This is a genomic window from Mycobacterium sp. Dal123C01 (assembly GCF_052566995.1).
In genome coordinates this window covers 4,075,582-4,093,192 of the sequence record NZ_CP199580.1, presented here as the reverse complement: position 1 = coordinate 4,093,192, position 17,611 = coordinate 4,075,582, and the positions used below count along the sequence as shown (strand labels likewise).

15 protein-coding genes and 1 riboswitch are annotated in these 17,611 nt (G+C 66.6%); of the genes, 5 read left to right on the top strand and 10 right to left on the bottom strand.

What is annotated here, in order from left to right; genetic code table 11:
• Nucleotides 1–189 precede the first annotated feature (189 nt).
• The 6 genes from ACTXG5_RS19330 to ACTXG5_RS19305 all read right to left on the bottom strand — a co-directional run bounded on the left by ACTXG5_RS19330 (nucleotide 190) and on the right by ACTXG5_RS19305 (nucleotide 7,254).
• Nucleotides 190–1,230 carry a hemolysin family protein gene (locus ACTXG5_RS19330; protein ID WP_445160326.1) on the bottom strand — a complete coding sequence of 347 codons (1,041 nt, stop codon included), beginning with the start codon at nucleotides 1,228–1,230 and terminating at the stop codon, nucleotides 190–192.
• On the bottom strand, nucleotides 1,227–2,597 hold the full coding sequence (locus tag ACTXG5_RS19325) for a hemolysin family protein (RefSeq protein WP_445160325.1): 1,371 nt from the start codon (nucleotides 2,595–2,597) through the stop codon (nucleotides 1,227–1,229). Before ACTXG5_RS19325 ends, ACTXG5_RS19330 begins: the two co-directional genes overlap by 4 nt.
• A gap of 219 nt (nucleotides 2,598–2,816) precedes the next feature.
• Nucleotides 2,817–4,253: a GuaB1 family IMP dehydrogenase-related protein gene (locus ACTXG5_RS19320; protein WP_445160324.1), complete on the bottom strand. Its 1,437-nt coding sequence runs from the start codon at nucleotides 4,251–4,253 to the stop codon at nucleotides 2,817–2,819.
• 49 nt (nucleotides 4,254–4,302) lie between these two features.
• Nucleotides 4,303–5,772 (bottom strand): NADP-dependent phosphogluconate dehydrogenase, encoded by a 1,470-nt coding sequence (gene gndA, locus ACTXG5_RS19315; protein ID WP_445160323.1) that lies wholly within the window; start codon nucleotides 5,770–5,772, stop codon nucleotides 4,303–4,305.
• A 100-nt stretch (nucleotides 5,773–5,872) separates the two neighbouring features.
• Nucleotides 5,873–6,823 (bottom strand): M56 family metallopeptidase, encoded by a 951-nt coding sequence (locus ACTXG5_RS19310; RefSeq protein WP_445160322.1) that lies wholly within the window; start codon nucleotides 6,821–6,823, stop codon nucleotides 5,873–5,875.
• Between the two features lie 14 nt (nucleotides 6,824–6,837).
• Entirely contained in the window at nucleotides 6,838–7,254 is a 417-nt protein-coding gene (locus ACTXG5_RS19305) for a BlaI/MecI/CopY family transcriptional regulator (RefSeq protein ID WP_445160321.1), read from the bottom strand.
• 330 nt (nucleotides 7,255–7,584) lie between these two features.
• On the opposite strand from ACTXG5_RS19305, the gene ACTXG5_RS19300 reads away from it, so the two are divergent.
• The 5 genes from ACTXG5_RS19300 to ACTXG5_RS19280 are packed head-to-tail and all read left to right on the top strand — an operon-like array spanning nucleotide 7,585 to nucleotide 11,038.
• The gene (locus tag ACTXG5_RS19300) at nucleotides 7,585–8,007 is read left to right on the top strand and encodes a PaaI family thioesterase (RefSeq protein ID WP_445160320.1); all 423 of its coding nucleotides are present in this window, start codon (nucleotides 7,585–7,587) and stop codon (nucleotides 8,005–8,007) included.
• 46 nt (nucleotides 8,008–8,053) lie between these two features.
• Nucleotides 8,054–8,356 (top strand): urease subunit gamma, encoded by a 303-nt coding sequence (locus ACTXG5_RS19295; protein WP_445160319.1) that lies wholly within the window; start codon nucleotides 8,054–8,056, stop codon nucleotides 8,354–8,356.
• Entirely contained in the window at nucleotides 8,353–8,664 is a 312-nt protein-coding gene (locus ACTXG5_RS19290) for an urease subunit beta (RefSeq protein ID WP_445160318.1), read from the top strand. The genes ACTXG5_RS19295 and ACTXG5_RS19290 overlap by 4 nt, the downstream gene beginning before the upstream one ends.
• Nucleotides 8,664–10,397, top strand: a complete 1,734-nt coding sequence (locus tag ACTXG5_RS19285; RefSeq protein ID WP_445160317.1) for an urease subunit alpha — start codon at nucleotides 8,664–8,666, stop codon at nucleotides 10,395–10,397. The genes ACTXG5_RS19290 and ACTXG5_RS19285 overlap by 1 nt, the downstream gene beginning before the upstream one ends.
• 5 nt (nucleotides 10,398–10,402) lie before the next feature.
• Nucleotides 10,403–11,038 carry an urease accessory protein UreF gene (locus tag ACTXG5_RS19280; protein ID WP_445160316.1) on the top strand — a complete coding sequence of 212 codons (636 nt, stop codon included), beginning with the start codon at nucleotides 10,403–10,405 and terminating at the stop codon, nucleotides 11,036–11,038.
• 31 nt (nucleotides 11,039–11,069) lie between these two features.
• On the opposite strand, the gene ACTXG5_RS19275 is transcribed toward ACTXG5_RS19280, so the two are convergent.
• The 4 genes from ACTXG5_RS19275 to ACTXG5_RS19260 form a co-directional block, all read right to left on the bottom strand.
• Entirely contained in the window at nucleotides 11,070–12,557 is a 1,488-nt protein-coding gene (locus ACTXG5_RS19275; protein ID WP_445160315.1) for an APC family permease, read from the bottom strand.
• 196 nt (nucleotides 12,558–12,753) lie between these two features.
• A complete protein-coding gene (locus ACTXG5_RS19270; protein WP_445160314.1) occupies nucleotides 12,754–14,154 on the bottom strand; it encodes a PPE family protein in 1,401 nt (466 codons plus the stop codon).
• The gene (locus ACTXG5_RS19265; protein WP_445160313.1) at nucleotides 14,151–15,521 is read right to left on the bottom strand and encodes a PPE family protein; all 1,371 of its coding nucleotides are present in this window, start codon (nucleotides 15,519–15,521) and stop codon (nucleotides 14,151–14,153) included. Before ACTXG5_RS19265 ends, ACTXG5_RS19270 begins: the two co-directional genes overlap by 4 nt.
• A gap of 723 nt (nucleotides 15,522–16,244) precedes the next feature.
• Complete coding sequence (locus ACTXG5_RS19260; RefSeq protein WP_445160312.1) at nucleotides 16,245–17,408, bottom strand: agmatinase family protein; 1,164 nt, start codon at nucleotides 17,406–17,408, stop codon at nucleotides 16,245–16,247.
• A 110-nt stretch (nucleotides 17,409–17,518) separates the two neighbouring features.
• Nucleotides 17,519–17,581, bottom strand: a riboswitch (guanidine-III (ykkC-III) riboswitch).
• Nucleotides 17,582–17,611: the final 30 nt, after the last annotated feature.

The following is a 17,611-nucleotide window of genomic DNA, read 5'->3' as shown; positions in this document are numbered from 1 at the left end:
CTATTCGTTCAACCCGCAACAGCAGGTCACGGGGCTCTTGATGGGCTTCACCGCGGGCTTCTCGGCGCGTCCCCGGGGAGCACTTTCGGGCAACGCGCGTGTTGCGGCAACACGCGGGCGCCTCGCCCCGTCTTGCTTCGGCGCCGTTCAATCATACGGGCTGGCCGGCGCCCTTTCCGGCGGCCGGTCTCACTGTGCATCGCGCATGCTGCCGACCAGATCCTCCACCAGGTCCTCCATCGCCACCATGGCAACGACGTCGCGGCCGTCGGTCACCAGCGCCAGGTGGCTGTTGGTGCGCCGCATCCGCGAAAGGGCATCGGCCAGCGGCAATGACGTGGCCACCCGCGGCAGCGGGCGCACCAACGAGAGATCGATGACGGTCTGCGGCTCGTCGCCGAGCGTCAGCATGTCCTTGATATGCAGGTAGCCGATGAACCTTCCGTCGACGGCCGCGATGGGAAAGCGGGAGTAGCCGGTCTCGGCCAACGCACTCTCGACAGCGCCGATTGTCGGCCCGGAACCCGCCGCCGCCACCGGTACCGCCCGGATGTCGGCAAGCGACACGGCGACATCGCCGACCACCCGGCTGCCGATCTGCAGCGCCCGGGTCAGCCGGGTGTGCTCTTCGGGGTCCAGCAGGCCTTCGGAGACCGATTCGGCGATCATCGCGCTCAGTTCGGTCGGTGAAACCGTGATGTCGAGCTCGTCTTTGGGTTCCACACCCAAGACGCGCAGGATCGCGTTGGCGCATTTGTTGTAGAACACGATGAATGGCCGAGCGACCCGCACGTAGGCCAGGTAGGGGGGCACCAGCAGCATCGCTGTGCGCTCCGGCCCGGCCAGCGCGATGTTCTTCGGCACCATCTCGCCCAGCAGCACGTGCAGCGTCACCACCACCGCGAGCGCGATCACGAACGACAGCGTGTGCAGCAGCGCCGTGGGCATGCTGGTCAGCCCGAACGCCGACTGCAACAGGCTGGCGACCGCCGACTCACCGATCCGGCCGAGCAGCAGCGAGGCTATCGTGACGCCCAATTGCGAGCCGGCAAGCATGGACGCCAGCTGCTCACCGGCGCGGATCACGGTGACCGCTCTTTTCTTCCCCTGCTCGGCCAGCGCTTCGAGGCGGTCGCGACGGGCCGAGATCAGCGAGAATTCCGCGCCGACGAAGAAGGCGTTCATCGCGATCAGCAGGATCGCCAGCAGCACTCCGAGCGTGTCGTTCATCGCTGGCCGTGCTCCACGGGTGTTTCGCTACGAGTGCTCAATTCGGTCAGCTCCAGCACATCGATCCGCCGGCCGTCCATCCGAACCACCGCGGCCTGCCAGCGTATTGCGCTGTCCAACAGGCCATCCCCGTCGAGCGCGGTGAGTTCGACGGTTTCACCCACCGCCGGAATATGGCCCAGCTCGCGCAGCACCAGGCCGCCGATCGTCTCGTATGGCCCTTCGGGAGCCCGATACCCGGTGGCGGCAGCCACCTCGTCGATGCGCAGCAAGCCCGACACCCGCCATCCGTTGCCCGACGCCACCACGTCGGGTGTGGCGTCGTCGTGTTCATCGCGAACATCGCCGACGATCTCTTCGATCAGGTCCTCGACGGTCACGATGCCCGCGGTGCCGCCGTATTCGTCCACCACCATCGCGGTCTGCAGCGGGTTGGCACGGATCTCCGCCATCACCGCGTCGCCGTCCAGGGTCGACGGCACCACCGGCACGTGCTGCACGAGCGTGGTCAGCAGCGTGTGCGGGCGATCCGCCCGCGGAACCTTGAATACCTGCTTGACGTGCACGATGCCGAGGGTCTCGTCGAGGTCTCCATCGACGAGGGGAAAGCGGGAGAATCCGGATTCGGCGGCCGCGGCAATCAGATCCCTGACGGTGTCGTCGGTTTGCAGCGCCACGATCTTTGACCTCGGCGTCATCAGCTCCTCCGCGGTCCGGGCGCCGAACTGCAGCGATCGTCGTACCAACGCGGCGGTGGCGGGGTCCAAGGCCCCGCTGCGCGCCGAGCTGCGCACCAGCGATACCAATTCCTGCGGTGAGCGGGCCGACCGGAGCTCTTCGGCGGGCTCGATGCCCAGCTTCCGCACGATCCAGTTCGCCGCTCCGTTGGTCAGCCGGATGATGGGGGTGAACAGGAGCGAGAACATCAGCTGAAAACCGGCAACGGCGCGCCCGGTCGACAGCGGCCGCGCCACTGCCAGGTACTTCGGGACCAGCTCGCCGAACACCATCGACACCGACGTCACGATCACCATCACCATGAACGCGGTGATCGCGTCGGCCAACGGGTCCGGCACGCCGAGAGCGTCCAGCCATGGGTGCGGCAGGTCGGCCACCATCGGTTCGGTCAGGTAGCCGGTCACCAGCGTGGTGATCGAAATGCCCAGCTGGGCACCCGACAGCTGGAACGACAGCCGGTTCTGGGCGCGCTGGATGTAGCGGTCACGCCGGCCACCCTTGCGGGCGTTGGCGTCAACGGTGTTGCGGTCCAGCGCGGTCAGCGAGAATTCCGCCGCGACGAATATCGCGTTGCCGAAGATGAGCACCGCAACGGCGAGCACGCTGACGACGGTGGCGGTGACGTTCAATGGCGGGCCCGGCTATCGCGATGGGCTAGGAGACGACAGTCGAGCCGGGGGTAGCCGCGTTGCCCGGAATCCGACGGGCTCGACGGGTGCCTGCGGCACGTCATCCCTTTCGCTTGATGCCGCGCAGCGCGTTGCTGCGGGCCGAGAAGATCTCGAAATTCACATGGTAGCGAAGACATCTGGCCGGATCGGGTGCGACGTGCTTTCCGCGCGCCGACGTCACCATCCCGAGGGCAGCGGGTGGCCCTCGGCGAAGCCCGCAGCCGATTGCACACCGATGACCGCTTGCTCGTGCAACTCCGCCAGGGTCGAGGCACCGACGTAGGTGCAGGTGCTGCGCAGGCCCGACGTGATGTGGTCCAGCAGGTCCTCGACGCCGCCGCGGGCGGGGTCCAGCCCCATCCGCGACGTCGAAATGCCTTCCTCGAACAACGCCTTGCGGGCGCGATCGAACGCGCTGTCCGCGCCGCTGCGGGCGACCACGGCCCGCTTGGACGCCATGCCGTAGCTCTCCTTGTACGGCTGGTCTTCGCGGTCCCGCATCAGGTCACCGGGTGACTCGTAGGTGCCGGCGAACCATGAGCCGATCATGACGTTCGATGCCCCGGCGGCCAACGCCAGCGCGACGTCCCGCGGATGGCGGATCCCGCCGTCAGCCCACACATGTCCGCCGAGATTCCTTGCAGCAGCGGCACATTCGAGTACGGCGGAGAACTGCGGGCGGCCGACACCGGTCATCATCCGGGTGGTGCACATCGCGCCGGGCCCGACGCCGACCTTGACGATGCTGGCCCCGGCGCCCAACAGGTCGCGAGTACCCTCCGCCGACACCACGTTGCCCGCCGCCAGCGGCAGACCCAACTCCAGCGACGCCACCGTCTTGATCGCTTCCAGCATCCGGACTTGATGCCCGTGCGCGGTATCGATCACGAGCACGTCGACGCCGACCTCGGCCAGCGAACGAGCTCTGGCACCCACATCGCCGCTGATGCCGATCGCCGCGCCGATACGCAGCCGACCCCCGGTGTCGGTGGTCGGGATGTAAAGATCAGCGCGCAGCGCCCCGGTGCGGGTCAGTACGCCGGCGAGCTTGCCGTCCGCGGCGGTGACCACCGCGACCTCGATCGGCGCATGCTCGAGCAGGTCGAAAATCTTGCGCGGCTCGGTGCCCAGCGGAGCGCTCACGAAATCGGTCACAGCTACGTCGCGAACCCTGGCGAAACGGTCCACGCCGATGCAGGACGCCTCGGTGACCAGACCGATCGGACGGCCCTCGAAGACCACCACCGCCGCACCGTGCGCCCGCTTGTGGATCAGCGCGATCGCGTCCGACACCGAATCGTCGGGGGCCAGCGTCACCGGGGTGTCGAGCACCAGGTCCCGGCTTTTGACGAACTCCACCGTCTGCTGCACCGCGGTGATCGGGAGATCCTGCGGCAGCATCACGATGCCCCCGCGCCGCGCGATCGTCTCGGCCATCCGTCGTCCAGCCACCGCCGTCATGTTGGCGACGACCACCGGAATGGTGGTGCCGGAGCCGTCGCTGGTGGACAGATCGACGTCGAACCGCGACGCGACATCGGACCGGTTCGGCACGATGAACACGTCGTTATAGGTCAGGTCGTAGCCGGGCTGGTGTCCGTTCAGAAACTTCATCGCTGTCGCCCCACCCTTTACCGCTCCCTAGCTCACCTTAAAGTGCCCGCTAGGCCGGCACTTCGGTACGGTCCCCGCTCCACAGCGTGTGGAAGCGTTTGTCTGGGTCCTGGTCGATTCGCCCGTAAGTGTGGGCGCCGAAGAAGTCCCGCAGGCCCTGGGTCAGCGCCGCAGGCAGCCGTTCGGTGCGCAGGGCGTCGTAGTAGGACAGCGCCGAGGCGAAGCCGGGGATCGGTATGCCCAACTGCGTGGCGGTCACCACCACCCGGCGCCAGCTGTCGATAGCGGCTTCGATGGCGCTGCGGAAGTAAGGCGCGACGATCAGGGTCGGCAGGTCCGCGTCCTCGTCGAACGCCTCCTTGATCCGGTTGAGGAACTTGGCCCGGATGATGCAGCCGCCACGCCAGATCGTCGCCATGTCGCCCGGCGTGATACCCCAGTCGTATTCGGCGCTGCCGGCCTGGATCTGGTTGAAGCCCTGGGCGTAGGCGATGATCTTCGACGCGTAGAGCGCCTTGCTGACGTCATCGATGAACTGCGCAGCGTCGGACGGCCGGTCGCCCAGCTCACCCGATGCCAGACCAGTGGTGGCCTTCCGCTGGGCCACCGAGCCCGACAGGGCGCGGGCGAACACCGCCTCGGCGATACCAGTGACCGGCACACCGAGGTCCAGGGCCGACTTCACCGTCCAGCGGCCGGTGCCCTTCTGCTCAGCTTCGTCGAGGATGAGGTCGACCAGGGGCTTACCGGTCTTGGCATCGGTCTGGCGCAACACCTCTGCGGTGATCTCGATGAGGAAGCTGTCCAGGTCGCCCTTGTTCCATTCGGCGAAAACGTCGGCGATCTCGGGTGCGGTCTTGCCGAGTCCGTCGCGCAGCAGCTGGTAGGCCTCGCCGATCAACTGCATGTCGGAGTACTCGATGCCGTTGTGCACCATCTTCACGAAGTGGCCGGCGCCGTCGGGACCGATGTGGGTGCAGCACGGCACGCCATCGACGTGCGCGGAGATCTCCTCGAGCAGCGGGCCCAGTGATTTGTACGACTCGGCCGGGCCGCCCGGCATGATCGACGGCCCCTTCAGCGCGCCCTCCTCGCCACCGGAGATGCCGGCGCCGACGAAATGCAGTCCCCGCGCGCTGATGGCCTTCTCGCGGCGGATGGTGTCGGTGTAGAGGGCGTTGCCACCGTCGATGATGATGTCGCCGTCTTCCATGGCGTCGGCGAGCTCGTTGATGACGGCGTCGGTGGGGTCACCGGCCTTGACCATGATGATCACCCGGCGTGGCTTCTCCAGCGCGTCGAGGAATTCCTCGATGGTCTCCGACCGGACGAACTTGCCTTCGTCGCCGTGCTCCTTGAGCAGCGCGTCGGTCTTGGCGATCGAGCGGTTGTGCAGCGCCACCGTGTAGCCGTGACTGGCGAAGTTGCGGGCGAGGTTCGAGCCCATGACGGCCAGGCCGGTAACGCCGATCTGCGCCGTACCGGTCTTGGAATTCGACTGGGTATCCGACGAACTCATGTCTTCGCCTCTCAGGTTGGAGAACTTTTGCTACACGGTTTCCGTCACACTGTGGCACAGCGGAGTTCCGGTCTGCCAAAGGGATTCGCCGGGCGCCGCGCTAGAGGTTGAACAGCCGCTTGAGCTCGGTGAGCCACGGCACCGCCAGCGCGACGGTGGGCACCACCAGAATGGCTGCCGCGGCCAAGTACGCGGCCGCGGAAAGCATCGGGCTGTTGCCTCGTCCCGACAACCGGCGGACCCGCACCACCGTGCTGGGACCACCCGCGGCCAGCGCGCCAGACGGAGCCCGCCCCGAGGCGCACGCGACCAGCGCGCGGGCCAGGGGAGTGCGCCCGGCCGCACGCACCGCGGCGTCGTCGGCGAGCAGCTCGACCAGCAACTGCACCGCGCCCAGCGCATTGGAGCTGCGGACGAGCCGCGGGAAGGCGGCGTGCACCGCGGTGAACGCTTCCAGAACCAGGTCGTGGCGGGCGCGCAGATGAGCCCGCTCATGGGTCAGGATCGCCGCGACTTCGTCGTTGGTGAGATTGTTCAGCGTTCCCTCGCTGACCACGACCCGGCTGCGGACGCCGGGCAGGCAATAGGCAAGCGGTTCGGCCACGTCCAGGACGCGCAGGTCACGGGTGCGGGAGCACGGGTGGGTAAGCGCGGCGTCGTGTCCGACCCCGACGAGATCGACCACCATCCGGTGATGCGCCCGCCGACGCCGATTGGCGATCGCCACTCGCAAGACCGCGACCACCAATCGCACACCCACCAGCACGGTGAGCGCCAAAGCGGCGATATAGGCCGTCCATAACGGCCAACCGAGTCGGCCGGCCGCACCGATGATGCTGGCCGTGGGATGGCCATCGGGGCCGGGCATCAGCAGCCGGGTGGCGATTGCGATCCCGGCGCTGAAGGCCGAGAGCACGGCGGCGAGGGCGATGGCTTGCCATAACACCATCGCCGCACGCGGGGCGCGCAGTGGCCAGGACGCTCGCGCTAACAGGGCTGGCGCGGGGCCAATCAGCAGCACCGCGAGGAGAGTAAAGGCCATCGCGGACACATGCCTAGTGTCCCTCAGTTCTCCGGTTTAGCGCCAGCCGATCGCGTATTGCGTTGATTTGCTTCCAGGTCGGCGAGCGCGCGCCGCAGCGCTTCAGCCTCGTCAGCCCCAACACGCTCGACAAAGTGCACCAGCGCGGCCTGTCTGCTCCCGGAGTCCTCGGCCTGGGACAGCGCATCCACCATCAGTCCGGCGACCAGCTCATCGCGGCCATGCACGGGTGCGTAGCGGTGCGCCCGGTCGTCACGGATCTGGGACACCAGATTCTTCTTAGCCAGCCGCTGCAGCACGGTCATCACCGTCGTGTAAGCGAGCTCGCGGCGCGCGGCCAAATCTTCGTGGACCTGGCGGACCGTTTGCGGTTCGGGCGTGGACCACAGATGGTCCATCACTGCGCGTTCTAGGTCACCCAGCCGTGTCAGCTTGGCCATAGTTCGTTCATCTCCCGAGTGTCGAAACCAGCGTACTCCGGCTTACTACCGACCGTCGTACCGACAGCCGGCCGGTTCGCTGTCCGGTCACAAGTACACGTGCGCCCGGCCGGCGTGGTTCGAGACTACCCCTTGCAAAGTTAGGGCAGCCTTGCCATACTCATGGAGGTCGAGCGCAACAGACCGCCGGAGTGTCCTGAGGGCTGCAGCGACCCCCGGTCTACTCGATCGGCGAGCCCCGTGCCTTAGTGCACGGGGCTCGCCTGTTCTTTGTCACCGGTCGGCGGCCAGCCGCGATCGGCGGACTGACGATGGTGTAGACAACAGAACGTGTCAACATCGCCGGACGAGGTGATCCCGCCGAACTTCACCGCACCATTCGATACCGAGCTGGGCCTGCGATTCACCGAGCTCAGCCCCGACGGCGCCCGCGCCCAGCTCGAGGTCACGCCCAAACTGTTGCAGCCGATGGGCCTGGTGCACGGGGGTGTCTACTGCTCGATGGTGGAGACCATCGCCAGCGCGTCCGCCTTTGCCTGGCTCGCCACCCGCGGCGGCGGCAATGTCGTCGGCGTGAACAACAACACAGACTTTTTGCGTTCCATCAGCTCGGGAACGGTGTTCGGCGCCGCTGAGCCGATTCATCGCGGCCGCCGCCAGCAGTTGTGGTTGGTCACGATCACCGACGACCACGATCAAGTCGTGGCGCGAGGACAGGTGCGGCTGCAGAACCTCGAGCCCCGCGAGGGCTGAGCAGGCGCCACAGGGTTTCCCCAGGACGGCATGGCAGGATCAAAACATGCGCCTGACGCCGCACGAGCAGGAGCGATTGCTGCTGTCCTACGCCGCCGAATTGGCTCGTCGACGACGTGCCCGGGGCTTGCGGCTGAACCATCCGGAGGCGGTCGCGATCATCAGTGACCACATTCTTGAAGGCGCACGCGACGGCCACACCGTCGCGCAGTTGATGGCCAGCGGCTGCGACGTACTCGGCCGCGATGACGTGATGGAGGGGGTGCCGGAAATGCTCGGCGACGTGCAGGTCGAAGCGACGTTCCCGGACGGCACGAAGCTGGTCACCGTACATCACCCGATCTCATGATTCCCGGCGAAATCCTTTACGGCAGCGGCGATATCGAGATCAACGCGAGCGTCCCACGTCTCGACATGCAGATTGTCAACACCGGTGACCGACCGGTACAAGTCGGTAGCCACGTCCACCTCCCACAAGCCAACGCGGCGCTGTCGTTCGACCGCGCCGCGGCCCACGGCTACCGACTGGATATACCCGCGGCCACCGCTGTGCGGTTCGAACCCGGTGTGCCCCAAAATGTTCAGCTGGTGCCATTGCGCGGGCGCCGCGAGGTTCATGGCCTGACTCTGAATCCACCTGGACGACTGGACATCTGATGGCATACCTGTCTCGGGAGCACTACACCCAGCTGTACGGACCGACCACCGGTGATCGAATCAGGCTGGCGGACACAGATTTACTCGCCGGAATCACCGAAGATCGCAGCGGGGGACCAGGACTGGCGGGCGACGAGGCGGTGTTCGGCGGCGGCAAGGTACTGCGTGAGTCGATGGGCCAGGGGCGCGCCTCCCGCGCCGAGGGCGCACCCGACACCGTGATTACCGGCGCGGTGATCATCGATCATTGGGGAATTATCAAGGCCGACATCGGTATTCGCGATGGCCGGATCGTCGCCCTCGGCAAGGCCGGCAACCCCGACACGATGGCGGGTGTGCACCCAGATCTGGTGGTCGGACCCAGCACCGAAGTCATCGGAGGCAACGGCCTCATCGTGACCGCGGGGGCCATCGACTGCCATGTGCACCTGATCTGCCCGCAGCTCATGGCCGAGGCACTCGGGTCCGGCATCACAACAATCATCGGTGGCGGCACCGGCCCCGCCGAGGGCAGTAAGGCCACCACGGTGACCCCGGGCTCATGGCACCTGGCCCGGATGCTCGAGGCGCTTGACGGTTGGCCGGTGAATTTTGCGCTGCTGGGCAAGGGGAACACCGTCAATGGTGAGGCGCTCTGGGAACAATTGCGGGGCGGCGCTGCGGGTTTCAAGCTGCACGAGGACTGGGGTTCCACACCCGCGGCGATCGACGCGTGCCTGACCGTCGCGGACGCCGCCGGGGTACAGGTGGCGTTACACACCGACACACTCAACGAGATGGGCTTCGTCGAAGACACGCTGGCCGCAATTGCCGGCCGCTCGATCCACACCTATCACACCGAAGGCGCCGGCGGCGGCCACGCTCCCGACATCATCCGGGTCGCCGGCCAGCCCAATGTGCTGCCCAGTTCCACCAACCCGACTCGCCCGCACACGGTGAACACCCTCGACGAGCATCTGGACATGTTGATGGTCTGCCACCACCTCAACCCCCAGGTGCCCGAGGATTTGGCCTTCGCCGAGAGCCGGATTCGGCCGTCGACCATGGCGGCCGAAGACCTGCTGCACGACCTCGGCGCGATCTCGATGATCGGCAGCGACTCGCAGGCGATGGGCCGCATCGGGGAAGTGGTACTGCGCACGTGGCAGACCGCGCACGTGATGAAGCGCCGGCGCGGAGCGCTGCCCGGCGACGGCTCTGGTTCTCAAGGGGCCGACAACATGCGGGTGCGGCGCTACATCGCCAAATACACCATCTGCCCGGCGATCGCGCATGGGCTCGACCACGAGATCGGCTCGGTGGAACCGGGCAAGCTGGCCGACCTGGTGCTGTGGGAGCCGGAGTTCTTCGGGGTCCGCCCGCACGTAGTGATCAAGGGCGGCATGATCGCCTGGGCGGCGATGGGCGATGCGAATGCGTCAATCCCGACGCCCCAACCAGTGCTGCCGCGTCCGATGTTCGGTGCCGCGCCGGCAGCGGCGGCGGCCACGTCGGTGCACTTCGTTGCGCCGCAGGCGATCGAGGCCGGCCTGGCCGACAAGCTGGCGGTTAACCGGCGGTTGGTCGCCGTGCGGAATACCACCGGCGTCGGAAAGACGGCTTTGCCGCTCAACGACGCGCTGCCCGATATCGAAGTGGACCCGGACACTTTCACCGTGCGGATCGACGGCGAGGTCTGGCAGGAGCAACCGGCGGCCGAATTGCCCATGGCGCAACGCTATTTCCTGTTCTGAGTCACATGTCTGCACTGGCGACGCTGCTCACCCTGGCCGATTCACGACTGCCGGCTGGCGCCCACGTGCATTCCGGCGGCGTGGAGGAAGCCGTCACCAGCGGCCTGGTGATCAATGTGGAGACGCTCGAAGCGTTCTTGCACCGCAGAATTCGTAGCAATGGGTTGGTCACCGCGTCGATCGCGGCGGCGGTTCATCGCGGCGACCTCGGCCCCGAGCAGGCCGATCAGGAGACCGATGCCCGCACACCGGCGCCGGCGGCTCGGCAGGCGTCGCGCGGCCAGGGCCGCGGGTTGGCGAGGCTGGCACGACGGGTCTGGCCGGACGCCGGCTGGGGCGATCTCGGTTCGCAGCCGCACCTCGCCGTGGCGGCCGGACGGGTCGGCGCCGTGAGCGGTCTCACTCCCGACCAGAGCGCGCTGGCGATCGTCTACACCACGATGACGGGCTCGGCGACCGCGGCCCAGCGGCTGCTGGCGTTGGATCCGGCCGACGTGGCGGCGCTGACGTTTCGGCTGGCGGATTTGTGCGAGCGCACCGCCGCGCAAGCGTCCGTCGGACTGGCCGACTTGTCTGATCCCTTGCTCGATACGCTGGCCCAGCGCCACGCCGAACGCGAGCGACCGCTATTCGTGTCCTGAAAGTCACTGCTCCGCAGGTGTTTTGGTGGCATCACCGCGCGGGGATAGCGTCAGCGTGCGCCGAGGTGCTCTTTGTGTGGGCTCGGGTCAAGACCAAGTACAGGATGCCGAGGCCGACAACCGTCACCGACATCAGCAGAATGATGTAGTCGTCGTACCAGGGCTGGTAGGGCTCGCGCGGCCAGGCCAGATTGACGATCGCCGCAACGCCGTAGATCAGCGCGCCGATGTTGACCGGCACTCCCCACCGGCCAAGCCGGTACTTCCCGGTCGGCACCCAGCCTTTGATCCTCGCCCGTAGGGCGGCAAGCACCACCATTTGGAACGCGATGTAGACGCCGACCGAACCGAAGCTGACGAGCTTGGTGAGTGCGTCGCTGGAGATGAGCGATCCGATGATCAGCAGCGCCGGGATGATGACCGCGATGAGCAGCGAGTAAGGCGGCACGTGGCGTTTGTGATCGAAGCGAGCAAGCAACTTCGAGCCGATGATCATGTCGTCACGGCCGTAGGAGTAGATCAGCCGGCTGGCGGCCGCCTGCAGGCTCAGCGCACACGACACGAACGAGATCAACACGATGCAGAGGACGACCTTGGCGCCGACGCCGCCGAAGGCCGATTTCAGGATGGTGTCGATCGGATCGGCGTCCTTGCCGCTGATCACCGCGCCGAAGTCGGTGACCGACAGGATCAGGCTCAGGCAGACGAAGGTGGCTGCCGAGCCGCCGACGTAGATCGTGCGGCGCATCGCCTTGGGGATTTGCACGCCGGGATTGCGGACCTCCTCGGCGACGTCACCACACGCCTCGAAACCGAAGAATTGGTAGAGAGCGATCAGGCTGGCGGCCAGGAAGGCGTACGTGTAGCTGTGGTTTCCTTGCGCTCCGAAGCTGTGGAAGAGCACCCCGAGCCCGTGGTGGCGTTGGGTGCACAGCAGCCAGATGCCCACCACCAGAGCGCCGATCAGTTCGGCGCTGAAGCCGAAGATGGCGAAGTAGCCAAGCATCTTGGTGCCGGTGAGATTAATGGCCGTGGCGAGCGCCAACATGACGAGCGCACACAGAACCGTGGCGTGCGGGGACCGCGAGAAGCCGAACACGTCAGCCACATACGGGCCCGCACCATAGGCGGCGTCGGCCAGCAGAGCCAGCAGCGTGAACATGTAGACCCATCCGGTCATCCATGCCCATTTGCGTCCCCACAACCGCCGCGCCCAGGGATAGACACCGCCGGCCACCGGGAACTGCGCCACCACCTCGCTGAACACCAACGCGACCAGCATCTGCCCGACGCCGGCGATCAGCAGGCTCCAAATCATCGGCGGGCCGGCGGCTGACAATGCGAACGCGAACACCGTGTAGATGCCGACCACCGGTGACAGGTAGGTGAATCCCAACGAGAAGTTCGCCCAGGGGCTCATGTCTCGCTTGAAGTCCGACTGGAATCCGAGGGCCTTGAGCTGTACCTGGTCCTCGTCGTCGGGCGCGGCACCCGCCGAGCTGCCGGCGGCATCCGGCAATGACGTAGCGAACTCTATATCCTCCGGGGCTGCAATGTGTTTCGAGTCATAAGCCACATCGCCATCCCAACTTTTCGCAGACCGCGTGGCCGGTTTTGTGAAGAACATCTGCCCTGACTTCCCATCGTCGATATGCCAAACGAGCTGTTCCTTTTGAAGTCCCGTCACTCGGTCAGCGATCGAGTGACAGCAGTCGCTACTTCTGCGTTGCCTCCTTAATCAAGGTCGCCGCCGTGCGCTTGAGGACATCGCGCTGTCTGGTGACATCGGCCATCGCCCTGCGGAGCTGGTTGAGCTCGTCGCGCTCACTGACCGCGCCGTCGTCCTCCGCGGGCGCCGTTGGCTCGACCCAGCGCGCCGCGGGGTCACCGTGCATGCCCGATTCCGCCGCCGCCGCGGGAATCACCTTGTGGCGTGCGCCGGCTCGGAGACGGCCCTGCTCGCCGCGCGGGGCATTGACCACACTGGCGACCGGCCCCATCGGTGGCATGCCACCGTAGAAACCCGGCCCGATCGGTCCGGTCTGCGGCAGACCGTCCAGCCCTGCGCCGGGCAGTTGGGTGGCGGCCAACCGGATCGCGGGGGAGTTGCCCCACGACTGCGGCACTGACAACTCGCCGACCGAAGCCGCCTGGCCCAAGCCCGCCGACGCCCCGGCGTTGCCCAGACCCGCCGAGCCTCCACACGAATTCGCCAGGGTTGAACCGGAACCCGACACCGAAGACGCCGCGGCCGCCGGTGCCGACAGCGAACTGACCAACGGATTCCAGGCCGCGGCGACGGGCGGCGCGAGGGTCAGCAGCGAGCCGGACGCGTCGAAGTTCAAGCCCTCGGAAAGGATTTGGTAGCCGATGGTGTTTGCGCTGAAGTTGTTGAACAAGTCCAGCAGCGAACCCGATCCCGAAGACGCTCCAGACGTTCCGGAGGTTCCGGAAGGCGATCCGGATGCCGCTTTCTGCAGCAGGTTGGGCACCCCGGAGAGCGTTGATTGGACGCTCTGGTTGGTCCCCGAAAGCGCAGCCTTGGCTACTGCGCCGTTCTGGCTTGAGGTTCCGCTCGAATTGCTGGTCTGCGGCGCAGCGTTGAAGGCGGTCAACCTGGTTGCCGCCGACGACGCGCCGGCATAGCCGAGCATCGCCGCGGCGTCCCGGGCCCACATCTCTGAGTACTGGGCCTCGGTGGCCGCGATCGCCGGAGTGTTCTGGCCAAAAGTGTTGGTGGACAACAGCGATGCCAATAACGCCCGGTTCACCTCGATCTCCGGCGGCGGCACGGTGGCGGCGAACGCCGCTTCGTAAGCGGCCACCGCGAACCCCAGCTGGGCGGCGGTCTGCTGTGCTTGTGCCGCAGTGCTATTCATCCACGACACATACGGCGCCACCGCGACGGCCATCGCCCCCGACGACGGACCCACCCACGGCTGACCCGTCAGTTCAGACACCACCGCCCGGTAGGACGCTGCCGTCGAACTCAATTCGGTGGCCAGTTTCTCCCAGGCTGCCGCGGCTGTCGCCAACGACCCCGCCCCAGCGCCCGCGTACATCCGTGCGGAGTTGACCTCGGGGGGCATCCCCGCAAAGTCCATCGGGGCGGTCACAGCATCGCCTCCTTGATCAGGCGCGCCGCCGCATCGCGCTCCGTCGCCACATCGGCGATATCCTTGCGCAGCTTTTCGAGCTCCTCGCGTTCGCTTTCGCTCAACGCGCTGGCGACATGCCGGCGGGCCGGTTGCGGCCGCGCGGGCTGGCTTCCAGTGGGCATGGCAGTGCCCGACTCTCCGGGCATTGTCGGGATGACTTTCTTGTCCGAGCCGGAGCGAGCAGGGGTCTGCTCGCCCCTGGGGGCATTGACCAGGCTGCCGATCGGGGGAATGCCGCCGAAGAACCCTCCGGGCCCGGCGGCCGGTGCCACAGGCACGCCGCCCAGCCCGGCGGGCGCTAGGGGCGCTGCGCTGGCGGCCAGCCGGACTGCCGGGGAGGTACCCCAGGACTGCGGCACCGACAACTCACCGACCGCGGCCGACTTGCCCAGTCCGGCCGAGACCGGGCTCGCGCCCGGCCCATGCGAATCCACCAGGTTGCCCAGCCCGGCGTCCGCCGGGGTCACGTCACCGGCCACCGCCGCCGCCGTCGGCAACGCGAGCCCGTATAGCCCACCCAACAGGGGCGTGATTCCCGAAGCAGTGAACAAGGGGCCACTGATGACAAGGGCCCAGTTACCGACATTCTGGGTGAACAAGTTGAGACCTGTGGGGCCGCCGCTGGGGGCGTCGAGCAGGCCGCCCAGCCCTGGGTCGAGGTCCGAAGGGGTGGCAATCGACCCGGTCGAAAGGCTCTGCAGCGCGTTCGGCACATTCGACAGTGCTGATTGGGCGCTCGGCCCGGCCGAGGACACCGCGGCTTGGTTGACGGAGGCGGCTTGCATCTGCGTCCCGGACGGGTTGGTGGTCTGCGGCGCAGCGTTGAAGGCGGTCAACCTCGTTGCCGTTGCCGAGGCGCCGGCGTAGCCATACATCGCCTCGGCGTCCTGGGCCCACATCTCGGAGTACTGCGCCTCGGTGGCCGCGATCGCCGGAGTGTTCTGCCCAAAAGCGTTGGTGGACACCAGCGATGCCAACAACGCCCGGTTCACCTCGATCTCCGGCGGCGGCACCGTCGCGGCAAACGCCGCCTCATAGGCGGCAACCGCCGACCCGAGCTGGCCGGCGGTCTGCTCAGCCTGTGCCGCAGTGGTATTCATCCACGACACATACGGGGCCACCGCGGCCGCCATCACTCCCGACGACGGCCCCACCCACGGCCCAGCTGTGAGCTCCGACATCACCGTCCGATACGACGTTGCCGCAGAGCTCAACTCGGCCGCCAACGCATCCCAGGCCGCACCGGCCGCCACCAGGGGCCCGACCCCCGCGCCCGCATACATCCGCCCGGAGTTGACCTCGGGCGGGAGCGCCGCATAATCCACTACGAAACCCCCGTAACGCGCCGTCCAGACGCCAAATCAAACGCATCGGGCCCGAAGCGAGTGATGGCTTGACGCTCGGGTTCGCGCGCGATGGCCAGCGCGCGAATGGTGCGATGTCGCCCCATTAACGTCGCCGCGCGCGTGTATAGAACTGCGCTCTCACGTCGTCGCTGTCGCACAAATAGCAATATTCAGGGATATATCTGGATTAACCATGGTTAACCACTGGGAATTAGCTGGGAAGTACTTCCACGTCGCGAAAATGGGCTGAATCCAGCTGGTACGACGTCCCATCGCCAGCGCACGTCGCTAGGCATCCCCGCCGAGGCCGACTCGCGCAACCGCACACCTGCCCCCTGGAGAGCGCGCCTGGAGATATGCCTCTGATCTTCGAGATATATCTCCGCGTGGGCGCGCCGCCAACAGCAGGACACGTCGCCAGCCGCGCATGCACCCGGCCGGCTCGCCGTCCCGCTACTCGCTGTGCATGCGCAGCGAGTAGCGGGAATCAGCGCAATCAAAAGTCTCGCACAATAATTTGCTATATAACCACTGAGCTATTTGCTCACTGGCGCGTATCCCGAGGCCTCTGAAGCCGCGGGCCCGAAGTGGCCGGGGTTAATCGAGGACAGGCAATTCGATCATCCTGGTTTCGGCCCGGCAGCACCTACAAAGCTGCTGCCTTCGTGGATCCTGCGGAGGACATTCATACGCAAGCGGGGACTAGTCGGCGTACGGTCCCCAGGCTTCGCGCTTCAGCGCGGCTGGTTTCTTGCCGAGTTTGCCCGCCCGCACCATGACCGCCAAGCTGTCCAGGATGACCCGACTGCTCAGCAGCGCGGTCTGCTCTGCCCAGTCGTAAGGCGGTGAGCACTCCACCACCTCGATCCCGTTGAGTCCGGGTTCGGAGATCAGCCGAATGAGGTTGAGCGCTTCGCGCGGCAGCAGACCGCCCGGCTCGGGCCAGCCGGTGCCGGGTACGAATCCGGCGTCGATCACGTCGATGTCGAACGACAGGTACACCGCCTTGGCGTCTTTCCATGCGATTTCCAGCGCCGTTTCGGCGATCTTTTCGATCCCGACGCGTTCGACGTCCCCGACGGTGATCACGGTACTTCCGCGCTGGCGACCTACCTGAACTCCCGCGCGCGGCGCTTGCCACCCGCCGATTCCGATCTGCACCAGGTTGGTGGCCGGCGCGTTCTTGATGTTTGTGGCGTGGAACCACGGCGTGGTGTGCATCCGCTCGTCGAGATCGGTTTCCTGGGTATCGACGTGACGGTCGAAGTGGATGATGCCGATGTTGCCGTCCATATGCGGCGCCAGTCCGCGCACGGTCGGGAACCCGATGGAGTGGTCGCCACCCAGGATCACCGGGAAGACTCCCTGCGAGACCACATGGGACATGGCCGTGCTGATCTGGTCGAACGACTTCTCGATATTGGCGGGAATGGTCACCACGTCGCCGATGTCGACGATGTTGAGCTGCTCCCGGAGGTCGACCCCCAGTTCGTAGCAATAGGTGCCAAACAGGTTGGTGGAGCGGCGAATTCCCATCGGCCCGAACCGCGTTCCCGGTCGGTAGGTAGTCCCCGCGTCGAGCGGTGCGCCGAAGACGGCCACCTCGGCGTCGCCCACATCGTGCACGTCTTCCAGGAACGGGCACTTCAGAAACGTTCCGCGCTCCCCGGCGAAGTGCGGCAGCTCGCCGCGCGAGAACGTGGACAACGTGCGGTCGTTGATGGTGGGAGCCGCTTCCAGCCCGTGGGAGAGACAGCGTTCGATCTCTTCGAGGTGGCGCCGGTTCGACAGCTCGGCTTCGGCCTGCTGTGCCCACGCCCCTTCGCGGTTGGGAATATCGGCGTTGCCTGCGAACGGATTTATCATCGTTTTCCTCTCGTCGAGTAACTCGCGGTGGAGGATGCCCCGACGACCAGGACCAAACGGACGAACTGTTCAAAGACCGTTTTCGGCTGACCGGCGCGCTAGGCATCCCGCGGTCACCGTCTTGTCGCTTTCCGGGTACGGCGAACTCGTCCGGGCGGCCGTCTCGGCGCGCCACGGTTCAACGTACCTGCTCGACCTCGGAC